This is a genomic window from Flavobacterium fluviale (assembly GCF_003312915.1).
GTDB classification, from domain to species: domain Bacteria; phylum Bacteroidota; class Bacteroidia; order Flavobacteriales; family Flavobacteriaceae; genus Flavobacterium; species Flavobacterium fluviale.
In genome coordinates, this window is the sequence record NZ_CP030261.1 from 4491910 (window position 1) to 4512849 (window position 20940).

14 protein-coding genes and 1 tRNA gene are annotated in these 20940 nt (G+C 34.5%); 10 read left to right on the plus strand and 5 right to left on the minus strand.

Annotation, left to right across the window (positions count from 1 at the left end; translation table 11 throughout):
* Positions 1-40: 40 nt before the first annotated feature.
* From panB to ypfJ, 6 genes are all read left to right on the plus strand, one after another.
* Positions 41-859, plus strand: a complete 819-nt coding sequence (gene panB / locus HYN86_RS19390; RefSeq protein WP_113679540.1) for a 3-methyl-2-oxobutanoate hydroxymethyltransferase — start codon at positions 41-43, stop codon at positions 857-859.
* Positions 860-1034: 175 nt separating this feature from the next.
* Positions 1035-1724, plus strand: a complete 690-nt coding sequence (locus HYN86_RS19395; protein WP_162789409.1) for an RluA family pseudouridine synthase — start codon at positions 1035-1037, stop codon at positions 1722-1724.
* A 76-nt stretch (positions 1725-1800) separates the two neighbouring features.
* Positions 1801-3129 (plus strand): aldehyde dehydrogenase, encoded by a 1329-nt coding sequence (locus tag HYN86_RS19400; protein ID WP_113679541.1) that lies wholly within the window; start codon positions 1801-1803, stop codon positions 3127-3129.
* A 118-nt stretch (positions 3130-3247) separates the two neighbouring features.
* Positions 3248-4039 carry a hypothetical protein gene (locus HYN86_RS19405; protein ID WP_113679542.1) on the plus strand — a complete coding sequence of 264 codons (792 nt, stop codon included), beginning with the start codon at positions 3248-3250 and terminating at the stop codon, positions 4037-4039.
* A 90-nt stretch (positions 4040-4129) separates the two neighbouring features.
* Positions 4130-8182 (plus strand): PAS domain S-box protein, encoded by a 4053-nt coding sequence (locus HYN86_RS19410; protein ID WP_113679543.1) that lies wholly within the window; start codon positions 4130-4132, stop codon positions 8180-8182.
* A gap of 179 nt (positions 8183-8361) precedes the next feature.
* Positions 8362-9210, plus strand: coding sequence for a KPN_02809 family neutral zinc metallopeptidase (gene ypfJ / locus HYN86_RS19415; RefSeq protein WP_113679544.1), 849 nt, complete (start codon positions 8362-8364; stop codon positions 9208-9210).
* A 212-nt stretch (positions 9211-9422) separates the two neighbouring features.
* Here the strand turns inward: ypfJ and HYN86_RS19420 are convergent.
* The 4 genes from HYN86_RS19420 to HYN86_RS19435 form a co-directional block, all read right to left on the minus strand.
* A tRNA-His gene (locus HYN86_RS19420) sits at positions 9423-9496 on the minus strand.
* A 66-nt stretch (positions 9497-9562) separates the two neighbouring features.
* On the minus strand, positions 9563-10279 hold the full coding sequence (gene bshB1 / locus HYN86_RS19425) for a bacillithiol biosynthesis deacetylase BshB1 (protein ID WP_113680010.1): 717 nt from the start codon (positions 10277-10279) through the stop codon (positions 9563-9565).
* Positions 10280-10365: 86 nt separating this feature from the next.
* Positions 10366-11433, minus strand: coding sequence for a chorismate-binding protein (locus HYN86_RS19430; RefSeq protein WP_113679545.1), 1068 nt, complete (start codon positions 11431-11433; stop codon positions 10366-10368).
* Positions 11434-11435: 2 nt separating this feature from the next.
* The gene (locus HYN86_RS19435; protein WP_057117009.1) at positions 11436-11867 is read right to left on the minus strand and encodes a PaaI family thioesterase; all 432 of its coding nucleotides are present in this window, start codon (positions 11865-11867) and stop codon (positions 11436-11438) included.
* A 272-nt stretch (positions 11868-12139) separates the two neighbouring features.
* Between HYN86_RS19435 and HYN86_RS19440 the strand changes: the two genes are divergently transcribed.
* Both HYN86_RS19440 and purL read left to right on the plus strand, forming a co-directional pair.
* Positions 12140-13648, plus strand: a complete 1509-nt coding sequence (locus HYN86_RS19440; protein ID WP_113679546.1) for a hypothetical protein — start codon at positions 12140-12142, stop codon at positions 13646-13648.
* 444 nt (positions 13649-14092) lie between these two features.
* The gene (gene purL, locus HYN86_RS19445; RefSeq protein WP_113679547.1) at positions 14093-17746 is read left to right on the plus strand and encodes a phosphoribosylformylglycinamidine synthase; all 3654 of its coding nucleotides are present in this window, start codon (positions 14093-14095) and stop codon (positions 17744-17746) included.
* Positions 17747-17913: 167 nt separating this feature from the next.
* Here purL and HYN86_RS19450 read toward each other — a convergent pair whose 3' ends face one another.
* Entirely contained in the window at positions 17914-18195 is a 282-nt protein-coding gene (locus tag HYN86_RS19450) for a hypothetical protein (protein ID WP_113679548.1), read from the minus strand.
* A gap of 341 nt (positions 18196-18536) precedes the next feature.
* Here HYN86_RS19450 and HYN86_RS19455 point away from each other — a divergent pair, with 341 nt between their 5' ends.
* Both HYN86_RS19455 and HYN86_RS19460 read left to right on the plus strand, forming a co-directional pair.
* The gene (locus HYN86_RS19455; RefSeq protein ID WP_113679549.1) at positions 18537-18971 is read left to right on the plus strand and encodes a hypothetical protein; all 435 of its coding nucleotides are present in this window, start codon (positions 18537-18539) and stop codon (positions 18969-18971) included.
* Positions 18972-19149: 178 nt separating this feature from the next.
* Positions 19150-20928, plus strand: a complete 1779-nt coding sequence (locus tag HYN86_RS19460) for an AMP-dependent synthetase/ligase (RefSeq protein WP_113679550.1) — start codon at positions 19150-19152, stop codon at positions 20926-20928.
* Positions 20929-20940: the final 12 nt, after the last annotated feature.

Genomic DNA, 20940 nt, shown 5'->3' on the forward strand with positions numbered 1-20940 from the left:
ACAATTATTCAATACTTTTACAATATCAAAAAAAAATAAAATGTCAGTAGCAAAGAAAGATTATAAAAGAATCACAACAAAGTCATTAATTGAAATGAAAAGCAACGGAGAAAAGATCTCTATGCTGACAGCGTATGATTACACAATGGCAAAAATTGTAGACACTGCGGGTGTTGATGTAATTTTGGTTGGTGATTCGGCATCAAATGTTATGGCTGGTCACGAAACGACACTGCCAATTACACTAGATCAAATGATCTATCATGCTTCGTCTGTAGTCCGTGCTGTCGAAAGAGCTTTAGTCGTAGTTGATTTACCTTTTGGAAGTTACCAGTCGGATCCTAAAGAAGCTTTACGTTCTTCTATCAGAATCATGAAAGAAAGCGGCGGACACGCAGTTAAACTAGAAGGCGGAAAAGAAATTAAAGAATCAATCAAAAAAATATTGCACGCTGGGATTCCAGTTATGGGACATTTGGGTTTAACACCTCAATCGATCTACAAATTTGGAACTTACAGCGTTCGCGCCAAAGAAGAAGAGGAAGCTGAAAAGCTGATTGAAGATGCTCAAATGTTGGAAAAAATTGGATGTTTTGGGGTTGTACTTGAAAAAATTCCAGCAGATCTTGCTAAAAAAGTAGCAGAAAGCATTTCGATTCCTGTTATCGGAATTGGTGCCGGCGGCGGTGTTGACGGTCAGGTTTTGGTTATTCACGATATGTTAGGAATGAATAATGAATTTAGTCCGCGTTTTTTACGTCGTTACTTAAATCTTTACGAGCAAATGACACAAGCAATTGGTCAATATGCTGCTGATGTTAAGTCTAGTGATTTTCCTAATGAGAAGGAACAATATTAATTTTTGAGGTTCTAAGTTGCTAAGGTTCTGAGATGCTAAGGTTTTAGGCACAAAGGTTCAAAGCAACAAAGATTCAAAGGTTTTCTCAATAGCCTCCAGCTTTAGCTGGAGGTTCATTTTTAAGCCTATAGGAAGGCTTTAGCCAAACTTTTTGCCATTTAAATTTCGCATCAAAATGAAAATTCTTTCTAACAAAAACAATCTCCAAATTCTACACGAAGACAATCACATAATTGTGGTTAACAAACGTGTTGGCGATATTGTACAGGGAGATAAAACGGGGGACAAACCATTGTCAGATATTGTAAAAGAATACATTAAAGAGAAATACAATAAACCTGGAGATGTTTTTTTAGGAGTAATTCATCGTTTGGATCGTCCTACAACGGGAATTGTTGTTTTTGCCAGAACCAGTAAAGCATTGACACGCATGAACGAATTGTTTAGCAATCGTGAAACGAAAAAAACATATTGGGCGGTTGTGAAAAATAAACCAAAAGAAGCATCAGCTAAATTGGTTCACTACTTAAAAAGAAACGAAAAAAATAATACTTCAAAAGCACATTTAAAAGAAGTTCCAGATAGTAAACTGGCAAGTTTAGATTACACTATCATTAAAGAATTACAGAATTATACGGCACTTGAAATCAATTTGCACACTGGGCGTCATCATCAAATTCGCGCACAATTAAATGCGATTGGTTCTCCAATTAAAGGCGATTTGAAATACGGCGCAGATCGAAGTAATCCTGACGGAGGCATTCATCTTCATGCTAGAAAGCTCACTTTTGTGCATCCTGTTTCTAAAGAAAACATTACCATTATTGCGCCAACTCCAGAAGATCCAATCTGGAATGCTGTATGATTTTTATGATTTAATTCGTATTTTTTAAATTTTTATCGATTAACTTGCAGAGACTAAAAAACAAGCTAATCACAAAATGGATTATAAAAGTGACATCGGATATCGAAAAGAAACACTGAAAAAGTTATTGTACAACATTCAGAAAAGCGAAGATTTAATTATTAAAGCTTTATACGATGACTTTAAAAAACCAGAGTTTGAGGCTGTTGTTACAGAAACAAGTTATGTTATTTCGGAACTAAAAGATGTTATTAAAAACATTAACAAATGGGCCAGACCCAAGCGCGTTTTTCCCTCGTTATTAAACTTCCCTTCTACTGATAAAATTTATAAAGAACCCTATGGAAGCGTTTTAATAATTGCTCCTTGGAATTATCCCTTTCAATTAGCATTATGCCCTCTTATTGCCGCTGTCGCTGCAGGAAACAAAGTTACTTTGAAACCATCAGAACTTACCCCGCATACATCTGCTGTAATTGCAAGGATTATTGAAAAAACATTCCACATCAATCATGTCGAAGTTTTTGAGGGCGGTGTTGAAGTTTCGAATCAATTATTAGCACAGCGATGGGATTATATCTTTTTTACTGGAAGTGCTGCGGTTGGAAAGATTGTTGCAAAAGCTGCTGCCGAAAATTTAACTCCCGTTACGTTAGAACTAGGCGGAAAAAACCCATGCATTGTTGACGAAACTGCCGATCTAAAACTAGCGGCAAAACGAATTGTATGGGGAAAATTCATTAATGCCGGACAAACCTGCATCGCTCCAGATTATATCATGGTGCAGAAAAACATGAAAGTCAATTTTATTACCTATTTAATGGAAGAAATCATTAAGGCATATGGAAAAAAAATAGACAAATCACCAGATTTAGCGCGTATTATCAATACCAAAAACTGGTATCGTTTGACCAATATGATTCAGAATGAAAATATTCTTTTTGGCGGCGAAAGCGATGCTAACAAACTCTACATTGCTCCCACTTTACTAGAAGAACCAGATTTAGACAGTCCGGTCATGAAAGAGGAAATCTTTGGTCCTATTTTACCCATCCTTACTTATGAAAATGAAAATGACATCGAAAAGGTTGTTTCCCGTTATGAGAAACCTCTGTCATTTTATATTTTTAGTGAAAATAATTCGTTTACTAAAAAATTAATTAAGAAATACTCTTTTGGAGGCGGATGCATCAACGATACAGTTGTTCATTTTTCTAATAAAAGGCTTCCTTTTGGCGGTGTCGGCCACAGCGGAATGGGCGCATACCACGGCCAGCTTAGCTTTGATACATTCTCACATCATAAATCCGTTGTTAAAAAAGGCAATTGGCTGGATCTTCCTATGCGTTATGCACCTTACAAAGACAAATTAGCTTCTGTAAAACGAATTTTAGAATGGCTTTAAACCCGTAAAAACTGTTCGTAATGTTTTGTAGATTTTTATACGGAATTGATTAAAAATATTATATTTACGTTAAGATACTTTCAAATACAAAAGTCTATAAAACAATTTTACAATAAAAATGAAATCTACACTTGCCCAAATTGAGGACATTAAAAAAAATGGCTATTCCCTTGATTTTGCTACAGTTTTCAATCACGCCTTTGAAAACTATAAAAAAATAGCGCTTTATTCTGGACTTATTATCTTGGTTTTCTCCATCATCGCTCTTATGATTTACATGGGAGTTATGATTGCTTATTTTGGAGTAGAAAGTCTGACAAGAGATTTTTTAACAGAATTTAGCAACCAAAAATTTACAGGTGTAGAACTTGTAATACAAACAGTTTCTGTTTCTGTTTTGGCAGGACTACTAGCTCCTTTTTCTGCAGGTTTTCTAAAAATGGCTGATAGTGCAGATAGAGATGTTGAATTTAACGTATCTACAATTTTCACGTATTACAAAGGAAAATATTTCGCGCAGCTTTTCGTTGTGGCTTTTATTCCATCAATTATAGGAACTGCACTTGCCAATCTTGTAGATAGTTACGATATCTTGTATGTTGGAAATGTAATTTCGTTTATGGTATCTTATTTCATGTATTTGACGCTTCCGCTAGTTATTTTCGGGAATTTGAATGCAATAGATGCTATAAAATCAAGTATTATTATTGTCACTAAAAATCCGCTTAACTTATTTGCATTTTTTATTCTAGGCTTTATTGGCTCATTGATTGGTATTTTCGCGTGCTGCGTGGGGATTATCTTTACTTTCGTTTTTAACAGCTCAATGATTTATGCATCTTATTTTGCGATTTTAGGAATACAGGAAGAGGATACAATTGATTCAATTGGAAAATCGAATGTAGATTAAAATAGAAAAATCTTATCGGCAAAAGAACTTAACCAATTCTTTTTAAGATTTTTCAAAAGGCCGTTTACTAAACCAACATACCTAAAATCTATGGCGTCAGACTATAGTATTTTCACTTCGGTTATTGCAGGAATTTCCAGCATTGGAAATATCATGGAATCAATTATGACCGGATGGTATGCCTCTAATTCGGATATCATTTTTTACAACAATCCTAAACTTATTGTTTTAGGATTGTCATTGCTTGCCTTCCTTTCGCTCTTAGTTTACCAGTTTTTTAAGATCAAAGCTAAAATTGGCTATTTCATCGAAAAAAAGAAAGAGCAGGAAACAATAAGTAAAGAATATCAGCTTTATATTCTATTTTTTGGAATTGCAGTTATTGTAATCGAAATCATTAATGAGATATTCAAAATCAGGCCTAAAAGCCTTTTAGTGGTAAATGTTTCAATTGGCGTGTGCGTACTTCTCTTGTATGCTGTAACCAATAAAATCAAATGGATTCGGGATAAAATTCAGCAGATTTTTATTTGCTGTTTTTTTATTTACATGGCTTATGTAGCATTCAATATCGTTACACTTTCCAATGATGTTGTCCCGATTATCGTTTTCTTGATTTCTTTTTTCTTTTCTTACAGCATTCTTAAACCTATAAAAATCTATTGGCTTTTTGCAGCACTGACTTTTTTGTTTTTAGTTGCAACCGTAACTTTTCAGCTGATTCCAGTAAAATCTTCTATTTTACTGCTGAACTTCTGCATTCTTATTTTCATTATAAATCAAGTAAAATACGCTGTTTTATTAAACAACCGCGACAATTTTAGATTTGCAAGTGAAATTGTGCATAAAGGAAATTCACTTACCATTGCCTTCAACAAAAAAGGCGAAATTCTATTCTGCAGTGAAACGGTAACACCAATTTTAGGCTATCAGCCAGAAGAAGTAATGGGATTAAATTTTTGGGAATTAACTCAGGATTCAGAATTTCTAGAAAAATTAAATCCGTTTAAAAACCATGAAAACAAACTTTACATCAGAAAATTAAAAAGCGGGAATGGAGAGTTTAAGTACATTCAATGGAAAGACAAAAAATTTTCTGATGATTTAATTATTAGTATCGGACAGGACGTTACAGAGCAGATTATTGTTCAGGATCAATATAAAAATCTAATTCAGACAGCAACGGATATTATTTTTGAAATTGATGCAGAAGGACATTTTACCTTTATAAATGAATTTGGTTTTTCTATTCTTGGTTATTCTAAAAAGGAAATTATTCAGAAACATTATTCTAATTTTATTCAAGAACATTACATTAAAAGCGCTGTTGATTTTTACGAAAATTTAGCTCTGAATGAAAACAATTATCCAATAATTGAGATTCCGATATTAAAGAAAAATGGAGAAGAAATATGGGTTTCGCAGAAAATTATTGTTCGCAGAAATGATCTCGGAATAACAACAGGCTTTTCTGGAATTGCAAGAGATATCACTGAGAAAAAGAATATCGAAAATGAGAAAAAAAGACGTCTTAAAAAAATTGAGGCGTATAATAATTCAACCAAAAAATTATCAACTACCGATTTTAGCAAATACGACAAACTAAACACTGTTATAGACCTAATTATTAAAGAAGCGGCAACAATAAGTAACGCCAATCGTGTGAGTTTTTGGAAATATCACAAAGATTTAATTACCTGCAAAAATCTTTATAGCCTGGATAACCAAAATTTAAACGACAAAAACATTTTAAATAAAGAATCGTATCCAATTTATTTCGAAACTTTAAGCAATAAAGCGATTATCAATGCTCCGGATGTTTTTAATAAACTAGAAACATCTGAATTTGAAAAAATATATTTTACCAAAAACAATATCAAGTCAATGCTTGATGTTCCCATTTTCTTCACAGGACAATTGGCGGGCGTTGTCTGCTTTGAAAGCACCGAAAGAAAACGCGAATGGGATAATGAAGACATTAACTACGCCAGAACTATATCTGATGTAATTTCGCTGGCTATTTCCTCTCAAATGCGCTTGGAAGCAGAGAGAAGACTAGAATTCAAAAGCCATCTTTTATCTGCTTTATCTTTATGCACCGAAAAATTCCTGCTGAGTAAAACAACGCAGCAAATGTTTCAGGAAACGTATGACATTATCGGAAAAGCGGCCAAAGTAGATCATATGTATTACTACGAAAAAGATCCGATTTACAATACTGTCAGCCAAAAATACAAATGGTCGCGTGAGGGAATTGAACACCAAATTACGCCTCTGCGCCACATGACCGAAGATAACTTAAAAGAAATCTACGAGGCGGCACAGCAAAAGAAAATTCTAAATACGTTTACCAGAAAACTTGATGAAGGATTTTTTAAAACACTATTGATTAATAATGAAATCAAATCTATTTTAATTTTACCGCTTTATATCAACGATATTTTTACTGGTTTTATAGGTTTTGATGATTGTACCAAAGAAAAAAGATGGTCCGAAGAAGAAATTTATATCTTTCAAGTTTTAGCGAATAACATTTCTTCTGCATTGGAAAGAAATCGAAATGAAAATAAAATTCTGGAAAGTGAAGAAAAATTTAAACTTATTGCAAACAACATTCCTGGCACGGTTTATTTGTCCAAATTTGATGCTTTTTCAACAAAAATTTTCCTTAATGATGAAGTTTTAAATTTAACCGGATATTCAAAATCTGAATTCATAGAAAACAATTTATCGTTTCTGTCTCTAATTCATCATGATGATAAAGAAGAAGTTATAAACAGCCAAATTGATAATCTTCAAAAAGGAATGCCTTTGCATAATGTTTATCGCATAAAGCGCAAATCTGGCGAATACATTTGGGTAGAAGAATTTGGAGACGTGATTAAAAGAGATGATGAAATTGAATTTGTCGGCGGAATTTATTTTGACATCACCAATAAAAAAGAAATAGAAGATGCTATAAAAGCCAAGCAGTTAGCAGAAGCGGCAAATAAATCTAAGTCGGATTTCCTGGCCAATATGTCGCACGAAATTAGAACGCCGCTCAACGGAATTATTGGTTTTACTCATTTATTGATGAAAACTGATCTTGAAGAAATTCAGGAAAAATACATGACCACTATCAACCAGTCGGCGCATTCGCTGCTCGAAATTATAAATGATATTCTGGATTTCTCCAAAATCGAAGCAGGAAAACTAGAGCTGTTTATTGATCTTTATGATATCAAGAAAGTACTAGGACAAGTTTTTGATTTAATTGTCTACGAATCCAATCAAAAAAACTTGGAACTCGAATTGAATATAGATCCCGATGTTCCAAAATATATCTGGACAGATATTGTAAGAATCAAACAAATTTTGATTAATCTTCTCTCGAATGCAGTAAAATTTACGAGCGAAGGTTCTATAAAATTAAATGTGTCGGTATTAGAAAAAAAGAAAAACAACAATTGTGTCATTCGCTTTGCTGTTATTGATACAGGAATAGGGATTTTAGAAAAGAACCAAAAGAAAATCTTTAAAGCGTTTTCGCAGGAAGATAGTTCTACAACTAGGAAATTTGGAGGAACAGGATTAGGTTTAACGATTTCTAATCAGCTTCTTGCTTTGATGGAAAGCCGTTTACAGCTTGAAAGCAAAATTAACGAAGGAAGCACTTTTTACTTTGATTTAAACCTAAAAACGAGCAACCAAAGTATTAGTGATAAATACAACGCGGAACTTAAAAGTTTAAATATCGAATTGGACCATGAGGACAGCGAACCAAACGATCATGATATTACATTTTTAATTGTCGAGGACAACAAAGTAAATATGCTTCTTCTTAAAACAATTATTAAAAATCTTTACAGTAAGGCTTACATCTGCGAATGCGAAAATGGTTACGAAGCAATCCAGCAGTTTGAAAAAATTAATCCGACGATTGTTTTTATGGATATTCAAATGCCAATTATGAATGGTTACGAAACTACAAGAGCCATTAGAAACACCAAAAAAGGACGAGATATTCCGATAATTGCGGTTACAGCCGGAGCAGAAAAAGACGAAAGAAACAAATGTATTTCTGCTGGAATGGATGATTATATTTCAAAACCTATTATGAAAGGAAGTGTTGAGGAAACATTAATTAAGTGGCTTGGGTAATTTTTTATTCAGTAATAGTCGCGGTTTCTGAAAAAAATTAGAATTTAAAAAGCAGTCTTTTACACTAAAAATTTAATAAAATCTTTTTTAAAAACATTCATCTCCGATTGCAAAATTTATCATAAAAAATATATAAATTCGTACAATCAATTCGATAATAAGTTTAAAAACAATTCAATATGAAGTGGCTCGGCAGAAGACAAAGTGACAATGTAGAAGACAGAAGAGGTTTATCCGGCGGGAAAGTAATCGCAGGAGGCGGTGTTATTGGTATAATTATTTTATTACTTAATGTTTTTGGCGGCGAAACCGGCCAGCAGATAGCACCAATTCTAGAACAAATGCAGGGCGGACAGTCACAAACTGAAACTGCAGTTCCTTTAAGCAAAGAGGACGAAGAAATGGGAAACTTTGTAAAAGTTATTTTGGCCGATAATGAGGACATCTGGAGCAAAATTTTTTCAGAAAACGGAATGACATACGAGAAACCAAAATTAGTTCTTTTTAAAGGCTCTGTACAAACTGCCTGCGGTGGTGCATCATCAGCTTCTGGTCCGTTTTATTGTCCTGGAGACCGTAAGGTTTATATGGATTTAGCTTTTTTCGAAGAATTAAAAACAAAATTTGGTGCTAAAGGAGGTGACTTTGCGATCGCATATGTTATTGCGCATGAAATTGGTCATCACATTCAAACCTTATTAGGAACATCCTCCAAAATGCGTCAGGACCAACAAGGAAAAAGTGAAGCAGAAGCCAATAAATTATCGGTTGCGCTAGAACTGCAAGCTGATTTTTACGCAGGAGTGTGGGCTCACTACAATCAAGAAAATTTAGACCCTGGAGATATTGAGGAAGCATTAAGTGCTGCGAATGCGGTTGGAGATGATGCCATACAAAGTAAAATGCAAGGCCACGTGGTTCCAGATTCTTTTACTCACGGAACTTCAGAACAAAGAATGTATTGGTTTACGAAAGGCTTTAAAAGCGGTGATATTAAACAAGGAAATACATTTGATGAAATTCGATAATACATAAACCAAATATATTAACCACCAGAAAAGCACAACCTAACAGTTGTGCTTTTTTTATGAAACTCCAATAAAAAAATTCCAAATTCCAATCTCTCACGGATGAAACCATAAGTTATATCAAATTGGAATTTGGAATTTAAAATATTGAAATTTTCCCGAAGGGATTATAAACAAAAAAAGCCTTGAATTTCTTCAAGGCTTTAAATCTGGGTGGCTGACCGGGTTCGAACCGGCGACCCGCGGCACCACAAACCGCTACTCTAACCAGCTGAGCTACAACCACCATTTTTGCTTAGCGAGTGCAAATATATAACAAAGGTTTACTTCTACAAAGAAAAAAATGAAAAATTTACAACAAATTTTCTAAGCTATTGACTGCCAAACATCTTTCAACAGTAAAACCTTCAGCAAAATCTTTCCCAACTAATCTTCCTAAGTCCTGCGCGCGGTAATTTAGACTTTCAAAGAAGTTTTTACTGGTAATTGGCGTAGCAGGTTCTTTTGAATTCGGATCGTAAAATTGTGTTTTATATGCCGAGATCGCTTCTACTTTTTTATTCTCAAAACCTGTAATGTCTACGACAAAGTCAGGAGTAATGTTTTTCCACTGGATGTAGTGGTATACCACTTTAGGTCTCCAAGCCTCTTGTTTCTCTCCATCAATGGAAGTTTCTATTTTCATTAAACCAGATAAAAAGCAAGAATCAGAAACTAATTTGCTTCCCTTTCCGTGATCAATATGGCGGTCATCAATTGCATTACACAATACAATTTCTGGTTTATACTTACGAATCATTTTAATGACTTCTAATTGGTGTTTTTCATCATTCACAAAAAAACCATCACGCATTGCTAAATTTTCACGCACAGCGACGCCTAAAATCTTTGCAGCATCTTTCGCTTCCCGGTCTCTTATTTCTGCAGTTCCGCGCGTTCCTAATTCGCCGCGCGTTAAATCAACAATACCCACTTTTTTACCAAGTGATACTTCTTTTAAAATTGTTCCCGCACATCCCAATTCTACATCGTCTGGATGCGCGCCAAAGGCCAATATGTCTAATTTCATTGTCTTTATTTTAGTCACAGTTTTCAGTCGCACTTCTCAGTCTCAGCAAAACTGAAAACTGTGACTGCGACTGAAAACTTATTTTTTTAATCTCTTTTCAAAACTCTCTTCATCGTCATCGATTTGTTGACGCTTTCCTCCCATTCTTTTTCTGGAATACTTTCTTTGGTAATACCGCATCCCATATACAAAATGGCTTTGTCTTCCTGAATCTGCATGCTTCGTAAATTTACAAATAAATCAGAACTTGCATTATTTCCTGAAAAACTGCTGTTCAATTCGCCTAAAAAACCTGTGTAGAAAGTTCTATCGTAGTTTTCATTTTCAATAATAAATGCTTTTGCTTTTTTCTTTGGCAGACCGCAAACGGCAGGCGTTGGATGCAAGGTATCAATAACTTCTTCTAAAGTGGAGTTATCATTTAAAACTCCAGAAATATCTGTTTTGATATGCCAGATCGATCCCGCTTTAAGACTGTACGGTTCTGAAACCACAACCGAAGCCGCAAATTCGCGAAGTCTTTTTACAATAAAATCGGTTACATACTGCTGTTCGTCTTTTTCTTTTTGCTGCCAGACAATTTCAGTTTCTAAATTATCTTTCTGCGTTCCCGCCAAAGCCATTGTTTCAAAAACATTTCCATTTGCTTTTAAAAGCTTTTCAGGTGTTGCTCCCATCCAAAGTCCAATTTTTGGATGAAAAAAGCAATAACAGAAAGTCGCTGGATACAATTGAACCAAATGCTGAAAGGTTTCAACAAAATCAAATTCCGTTAACGGAACTTCTTCGCATCTCGATAAAACGACTTTTTTGAATTCTCCATTTTTAATGGCATTGATTCCCTGCGCAACCAAATATTCATATTGAAATTTCGGTTCAGGATTAAAATTTAAATCATCAATTTTGACAGGTTCAAATGCTGTAACTTCTTTTTCTGCAGTAATAATTTCCGATTCGCTTTCTGGAATTAAAATCAATTGCTTTTCATCAAAAGAAGCAAAAACAAAGCCTTTTTCGCTGTAATCCGAAACGGTGTACAAAGTATTATTCTGCTGTAAAATCCCAATAAGATTAGTAGTATTGGGTTTGGAATAAAGTACAAATGGTAAATTTTGTTCTTTATGATTTTTAATTTTTAAGAAAAATGGATTCATAATTATTCACTTTTCTTTCTATCCAAAACCATATTCGTCAATTTGCAAAGCGAAATCAAATTTCCAGCTTCATCTGTAATTTTAATTTCCCACAAATGAACCGTTCTTCCTTTATGGATAATTCTGGCTGTACCAAAAACATAACCTTCACGAATACTTTTTAGGTGATTTGCCGAAATTTCGATACCTCTTACCTCCTGCTCTTTCGGATTGATAAAAAAGAAAGAAGCCGCACTTCCTACACTTTCTGCTAAAGCTACAGAAGCTCCGCCGTGCAGCAATCCCATTGGCTGGTGAACACTTGGATTTACAGGCATTTTTGCAGTTAAAAAATCTTCTCCGGCGTCGATATATTCTATTTTCAGCGTTTCCATCAAAGTGTTTTTAGAAAACTCATTGCATCGCGCCAAAATCTGCTCTTTTGTATGATTCATTAAAATAAACTTTAAAAACGTAAAATTAAAGAAAGATAAGACACAAATCGAAAAATCGGATTCTAAATTGAAAATCATTTATGAACTTGTCAGTTTTTTGCTATTTTTACAAAATCAATCTTTGGCGTTAATTATTTTTTTTGCCACAGATTACACAGATTTTATGGATTTAAAAAAATAACAGTCAGGAATTGAATTGAATTAAAATTCGTGGAGTTCGAGGCAAAAAATCATTTTAATTCTTTAATCTGTGGCTAAAAAAAACTATTTAAATGCGTCAATACTTTACAATCTTTATTCTGGGTTTAATTCTAGCTTTTGGTTCATGTCGAACTGATTTTGATACTGTTGCTAGTACAGGAGATTTAAAGTTTTCAAAAGACACTGTTTATTTAGATACTGTTTTTAAAAATATTGGTTCCAGCACTTATCAGCTTAAAGTTTACAACCGAAGTAAAAACGACATCTCGATTCCAATTGTACAGTTTAAAAAAGGTTTAAGTTCTAAATACCGCATGACCGTTGACGGAATGACCGGCACTAACGGCAAGATCTTTAAAGATGTTACGCTTTTAGCGAAAGACAGTTTGTATATTTTTATAGAAACAACAGCAGATATTACAGATGCCAATCCGACTGATTTTCTATATACGGATGAAATCCAGTTCGACAGCGGGGCTAATCTTCAGGAAGCAGCTTTAGTTACTTTGATTCAAGATGCTGTTTTCTTATACCCTAACCAAAATCCTGATGGAACAAAAGAAAAAATTAAAATCGACGGCAAAGATGTTGATGGATTTTATTTGAGTGAAAGTGATGCAGTTAACGGAAACGAATTGATTTTTACCAAACAAAAACCTTACGTAATCTACGGATACGCAGGAGTTCCAGATAATAAAACCGTAACTTTTGAAGCCGGCGCAAGAGTCCATTTTCACGCTAATTCTGGTTTATATGTTGGCAATAATGCTTCATTGCAGATTAACGGAACAGCGTCAAAAACGGATCAATTAGAAAATGAAGTTATTTTTGAAGGAGACCGTTTAGAATCTTTATATTCTAATATTCCTGGACAGTGGAAATCGGTTATTTTTTCTAACGGAAGTGCTAATCATTCTATCAATCATTTGACTTTAAAAAATGCGGTTACTGGGTTAGACTTTAAAAATCCATCCAACACGGTTGAAATTAAAGATACGCAGATTTACAATTGTGTTGAATACGGAATTTTAGCTGAAAACAGTCATATTATTGCTGAAAACATCGTAATCAATTATGCTGGTATAGCAAGTTTATTATGCGTTTACGGCGGCGATTATAGTTTCACGCATTGTACTTTTAACAATAATTGGTCAAACCCTTCGCATTTTGCAGTCAGTTTAAGCAATAGCTTAACCGGCAAAACTCCTGAGACAAATGCGCTGACAAATGCAACTTTCAATAATTGCATTATTTTCGGTTCTAATTTTAACGAATTGAATTTGAGTAAAAACACAAGCGCTGCTTTTGTCTATCAGTTCAATAATTGTTTACTGAAATTCGGAAATACGTCAAATCCTGATTATCAATTCAAATCAGATACACAGCATTACAACAATATCATTTTAAATGAAAATCCGAAGTTTTATAATGTCGCTCAGAATAAATTTAACATTGATAAAACTTCTGCCGCTTTCGCGAAAGGAAATCCGGCATATATAATTCCGTTAGATATTTTAGGAATTACGAGAACTTCTCCGCCAGATTTAGGTGCTTATCAGAGTCAAGATTTTCCTAAATAGCTGCTTTTGCCGCGAAGACACAAAACTCTAAGTTTTTTTATGTCATTTTTCTAGCAGATCTAGCAGATTTTGCAGATTTCTAGAATAAAACCCGATAAAAATCTGCCTTAATGCGAGCAAATCTGCATGAAATAAAACTTTTGAAGCCATCCAAAATGAAAAAAATCCGCAAAATCTGCAAAATCTGCGGGATACATTTTTTTCTAAATTTATAGTTTTTTAAATAAAATTGAAAAAGAAAAACTTTTGCAATCTATTAAAAATAAAAACCTTTCCAACTTCAGAATTAGAAAAAAAATTGTGTCTCAGCAGTATCATGGCAAACCCCAAAATCTGCCAAAAAAAAGCAGTTTTAATTTTTTTCTAAAGACTTTGTTATCAAATTTGCGCCTGCTATTTATTTAAACTAAATTTGCAGCTCAATACAACAAACTACACAAAAAAATGATCCATTTCTTTGAAAACCAAAGCAAAACTGTTTTTGCCGTACAAACGCAAAACGAAATTTCAGCTCAAGACATTTCAAAATTAAACTGGCTTTTTGCCGACGCGAATAAGATCGAAAAATCTGCATTGACAGGTTTTTTTGTTGGTCCTCGCGCTACCATGATTACACCTTGGAGTACAAATGCTGTAGAAATCACTCAAAACATGGGTGTTCCGGGCATTATAAGAATCGAAGAATTTCACCCGGCAACGGAAGATTTTACAGATTTTGACCCAATGCTTTTTCAAAAATTCAATGAATTAGATCAAGAAATTTTTACTATCAATATTCAGCCGGAACCAATTCTGGAAATTGATGATATTGCGACTTACAACAAAGTTGAAGGTTTAGCTTTAAGCGAAGAAGAAGTAGATTATTTAAATAATCTTGCTGCAAAACTAGGAAAAAAATTAACTGATTCTGAGATTTTTGCATTCTCGCAAGCCAATTCAGAACACTGCCGTCATAAGATTTTCAACGGAACTTTTGTAATCGATGGTGAAGAAAAAGAAACTTCTCTTTTCAAATTAATCAAAAAAACATCTCAGGAAAATCCTAACGATATTGTATCTGCTTACAAAGACAACGTTGCTTTTGTAAAAGGACCAAAAGTGCAGCAATTTGCACCAAAATCAGCTGACAAACCTGATTTTTACGAAATAAAAGAATTTGATTCGGTTATCTCATTAAAAGCCGAAACACACAATTTCCCAACAACTGTAGAGCCTTTCAACGGAGCTGCAACAGGTTCAGGAGGAGAAATTCGTGACCGTTTAGCTGGAGGACAAGGTTCATTACCATTAGCAGGAACTGCAGTTTACATGACTTCATACTCTCGTTTGAACGATGACAGAAAATGGGAAAATGCTGTTGAAGAAAGAAAATGGTTGTACCAAACGCCAATGGATATTTTAATCAAAGCTTCAAACGGAGCTTCTGATTTTGGAAATAAATTTGGACAGCCGCTTATTACAGGTTCTGTTTTAACTTTCGAACATTCAGAAAACGACCGTAAAATTGGTTACGATAAAGTAATCATGCAAGCTGGTGGAATTGGATACGGAAAACTTGATCAATCCATTAAAAAGAAACCACAAGAAGGCGATAAAATTGTAATTCTTGGTGGAGAAAATTATAGAATCGGAATGGGTGGTGCTGCGGTTTCTTCTGCAGATACTGGTGCTTTTGGTTCAGGAATCGAATTAAACGCGATTCAGCGTTCAAACCCTGAAATGCAAAAACGTGCTGCAAACGCGATTCGCGGTTTAGTAGAAAGCGATAATAATCCAATTGTTTCTATTCACGATCACGGAGCTGGAGGGCACTTAAACTGTCTTTCTGAATTAGTGGAAGAAACGGGAGGTTTGATCGATTTAGATAAATTACCTGTTGGAGATCCAACGCTTTCTGCAAAAGAAATTATTGGTAACGAATCTCAGGAAAGAATGGGATTGGTTATTGGTCAAAAAGATATTGATACCTTACAAAGAATTGCCGACAGAGAGCGTTCGCCAATGTATCAGGTTGGAGATGTAACGGGAGATCACCGTTTTACATTCGAATCAAAATCAAATGGTTCAAAACCGATGGATTATGCTTTAGAAGATTTCTTCGGCAGTTCTCCAAAAACGGTTATGACAGATAAAACTATTGATAGAAAATATGCTGACGTTGCTTACAACGCAGGAGATTTTGAAAGCTATTTAAAAGATGTTTTACGTTTAGAGGCTGTTGCTTCAAAAGACTGGTTAACAAACAAAGTTGACCGTTGCGTGGGCGGAAAAGTAGCGAAACAACAAAATGCAGGTCCGTTACAATTGCCTTTAAATAATGTTGGGGTTATGGCTTTGGATTATTTAGGTAAAGAAGGAATCGCGACTTCTATTGGCCACGCTCCTATTGCTGCATTAATTGATCCGGTTGCGGGTTCTAGAAATGCTATTGCAGAATCGTTATCAAACATTATCTGGGCACCAATTAAAGATGGTTTAAAAGGAATTTCACTTTCTGCCAACTGGATGTGGGCTTGTAAAAACGAAGGGGAAGACGCTCGTTTATATGCTGCTGTTGAAGGTTGTTCTGAATTTGCAATTGAATTAGGAATCAATATTCCGACAGGAAAAGATTCACTTTCAATGAAACAAAAATATCCAAATGACGAAGTGATCGCGCCGGGAACGGTTATTATTTCTGCTGGAGGAAACTGTACAGACATTAGAAAAGTAGTTGAACCTGTTTTACAAAAAGACGGAGATTCTATTTATTATATCAATTTGTCTCAAGATGATTTCAAATTAGGAGGTTCATCTTTTGCACAAATTAGAAACACAATCGGAAACGAAACTTCTACTATTAAAGACGCTTCTTTCTTCAAAAATGCATTTAACACGATTCAGGAATTAATCGGCGAAAGCCAGATTTTAGCTGGTCACGATATCGGAAGCGGCGGTTTAATTACTACGCTTTTAGAAATGTGTTTTGCTGATGTGAATTTGGGTGCTAAAATTGATTTTAGCGCTTTCGCGGAAAAAGACTTATTGAAAATCCTTTTCGCAGAAAACATCGGAATCGTATTCCAGGCAAAATCAGATGCAGCTGTTGAAGCTAAATTAAAAGCTAACAATATCCAATTTTTCAAAATTGGATCTGTAACTTCTACAGAAACTCTGGAAGTTGGAAGTTGGAATTTAGATATTAAAAATTATCGTGATGTTTGGTTCGAGACTTCTTATTTATTAGATCAAAAACAATCTAAAAACGGAAGAGCTCAAGCACGTTTTGAAAACTATAAAAATCAGGTTTTAAATTATACTTTCCCAACACATTTTACAGGAAAGAAACCAGAAATCGACAATTCTAAGCCAAGACCAAAAGCTGCTATTATCCGCGAAAAAGGAAGTAATTCTGAACGTGAAATGGCAAATGCAATGTACTTAGCAGGTTTTGACGTAAAAGACGTTCACATGACGGATTTAATTTCTGGTCGTGAAACTCTTGAGGATATTCAGTTCATCGGAGCTGTTGGAGGATTCTCTAATTCAGATGTTTTAGGTTCTGCTAAAGGCTGGGCTGGAGCTTTCTTATACAATGAAAAAGCAAAAACAGCTTTAGATAATTTCTTCAAAAGAGAAGATACTTTATCTGTCGGAATTTGTAACGGATGCCAGTTGTTTATGGAATTGGAAGTGATTAATCCAGAACATGAAGTTCACGGAAAAATGCTTCATAACGAAAGCCAGAAACACGAAAGTATCTTTACTTCTGTAAAAGTTCAAGAAAACAATTCTGTTATGCTATCAACTTTGGCTGGAAGTACTTTAGGAGTTTGGGTTTCTCATGGAGAAGGTAAATTCAAATTACCTTATGCGGAAGACCAATATAATATTGTTTCTAAATATGCTTACGAAGGTTATCCTGCAAACCCTAACGGTTCTGATTACAACACAGCAATGATGTGTGATAAAACAGGAAGACATTTGGTTATGATGCCTCATATTGAGCGTTCGACTTTTCAATGGAACTGGGCTCATTATCCAAAAGACAGAAATGACGAGGTTTCTCCTTGGCATGAAGCTTTTGTTAATGCCAGAAAATGGATTGAGAAAAACTAAAAAATATATTTGTATTAAAAGCGCCCGAATTTATCGGGCGCTTTTTTTATAACCACAGATTAAAAGGATTTTTCCAAACTTTAAAAAATAATCTGTTATAATTCTTTTAATCTGTGGCTATAAAAAACATCCTAACGCTATCCCCAAATAGTCAGGACATTGATATTTTAATCTTTAAATGCCGAAGCAATTCCAGTAACAATATTAGCAGTTCCAAAGGCAAACAATCCAGAAGCAATTGCTGTTTGTCCAGCAAAATATTGGCTTTCGCGGGCAACAATACTAAAAATTGTTCCACCGGCCAGTCCAGCAATTAAACCTAAGCCAATTGTCGAAATAATCCACCACGGCTCGGGTTCAGGAATTGGCGGTTTCTTTAAGAATTGGCGCCACCAGCCTGGGTATTTTGTACCACACCAGCCCATGGCTAAGAAAAAAGCAGTTTCCATAAATAATTAGTTTTATATGCCGCCTACTCGTTTGCTTTTCGGCTTCCGCATTTTGACGGAATAAAAGTAAGCTTAACGTATTTCTAAGAATCAATGAAATTTCCTGTTTTTAAAGGGGAAAAACACCCTTTTTTAAAAAGTAATTCTATTGCTGCTTTTTAAAGAAAAATTACTAGGAAAATAACTTTCTGGAAAGTAAAAACTGATCAAAAATAAATAAATCGTAAAAATTTCATTCTTGTATTTTTAACCCTCCTTTCTCTTGAAAATTTGGATTATATTCGCCCAAGAAAATCAGCCGCTAGATTTTTTAAAGCCCAAAAACATTAAACCTACATAGCATGAAATTTTTAAAATTACTTTTTATCTGCAGCCTGTTTTTTGCTGCAGCACAATCACACGCACAAGTTCACGTAGATCAAATTACACACAATTCTAAAGATCGTTTTATCACAACTACAATTGGTTATCCAATTCCTGGAACTTTCGCACCAATAGGACAAAAACAGCCCATTACGGTTTTAAATCCAGATGGAACTGGTTTTATTCAGGCAGAAGATCTTAGCAAACAAAAAATTAATTGGGGAATTGAGTGTACGGAGGAAGGTGTTCCTGTTTTTAAAGAAGGTTTCAACAGCGCTTCTTATACGTTTTGGTACCGTACAAACGATAGTGAAGAATGGTATTACTCTCAATTCTCTATTCATTTTGCCAAGAAAAAAATGTTCTTAATGGGAGAAAGGGTTAAAGAGTACGAAGATTATAATGTTCAATAATCTGGCAAAAAAGGACTTCCCATTAAACATTTCTTGATTTTTATTGAAATTTACTATAAAAAAGAAAACGTTTTCGTTGATTTTTAATAGTCTCTATAAATTTTCCCATAAAATTCGATAAAATAAAAAATCATACCCAAATTTTATTTAATTTGCAGTAAAATTCAATATATTAAACATGGTTTCAATCACACGCCTTTTTGATTTTCCCTATTATCAACAAGAAACTTATAACCTCTCAGTTGCTCTTGCAACCAAAAAAAATGGAGTCTGGGAAAAAACATCCAGCCAGGAATATATTGCTAAAGCAAATGCTGTTTCGAGAGCATTATTGCGAATGGGCGTTAAAAAAGATGATAAAATTGCTTTAATTACTTCAAATAATAGAACCGAGTGGAATATCATGGATATTGGTATTTTGCAGACAGGTGCGCAGAATGTTCCTATTTATCCAACTATTGCTGAGGAAGATTACGAATATATTTTAAACCATAGCGGCAGTATTTACTGCTTTGTGTCTGATGATGAAGTATATCAAAAAGTGCAGGCGATTAGAGCTAATGTACCTACTTTAAAAGAAGTTTACTCTTTTAATGAAATTCCAGGCTGCAAGCATTGGTCTGATTTATTGTTAGCAGGAGAAGACGAAAGCAACCAAAACGAAGTTGAAGCATTAAAAGACAGTATTAAAACTGAAGATCTGGCTACTATTATTTATACTTCTGGAACTACAGGAAAACCAAAAGGTGTTATGCTTTCGCACAAAAATATTGTTTCAAATGTTTTAGACAGTGCGCCAAGAATTCCTTTTGATGCTGGAAAAAGCACCGCTTTGAGTTTCTTACCGATCTGTCATATTTTTGAAAGAATGATTTTGTACATCTATCAATATTATGGGGTTTCGGTTTATTTTGGCGAATCTATTGAAAAAATCAGTGATAACTTAAAAGAAGTTCGACCAACAGTTATTACAGCTGTTCCTAGACTTCTGGAAAAAGTTTACGATAAAATTTATGCTAAAGGTGCTGAATTAACCGGCATCAAGAAAAAACTATTTTTCTGGGCTATTGATTTAGGATTAAAATATGAGCCGTACGGAGCAAACGGATTTTGGTACGAATTCCAATTAAAAATTGCCCGCAAACTTATTTTCAGTAAATGGAAAGAAGGTTTGGGTGGAAATTTAGATTTAATGGTATCTGGAAGTGCGGCGTTGCAGCCTCGTTTGACAAGAGTTTTTGCTGCTGCAGAAATTCCAGTAATGGAAGGTTACGGTTTATCTGAAACTTCTCCGGTAATTGCCGTAAACGATCAGAGAAACAAAGGTTTTAAAATTGGAACCGTTGGAAAACCAATTCGCAATCTTGAAGTTAAAATTGCCGAAGACGGTGAAATTTTATTAAAAGGACCAAACGTAATGCTGGGTTATTACAAAGACGAGGAAAAAACTGCCGAGGCTATAATAGACGGTTATTTCCACACGGGAGATATTGGAGAAATTGACAGCGAAGGTTTCTTAAAAATTACCGATCGTAAGAAAGAAATGTTCAAAACGTCTGGAGGTAAATACATTGCACCGCAAATGATCGAAAATGCCATGAAACAGTCTCGTTTTATTGAGCAGATTATGGTTGTGGGTGAAGGCGAAAAAATGCCGGCGGCTTTTATTCAGCCAAACTTTGAATTTGTAAAAGAATGGGCGAAAATCCATAAAATTACTTTAGGAAATTCAACAGCTGAAATCGCTTCTAATCCAGATATCATTAAACGTATTGACAGCGAAATTGAAGAAATCAATAAAAAATTCGGACATTGGGAACAAATCAAACGTTTTGAACTTACGCCAGATGTTTGGTCGATCGACGGCGGGCAATTGACTCCTACGCTGAAATTAAAACGTAAAATCATCAAAGAGATTTATAAAGATCTGTATGCTAAAATTTATGGTCAGAATTAAATCAGAATAATA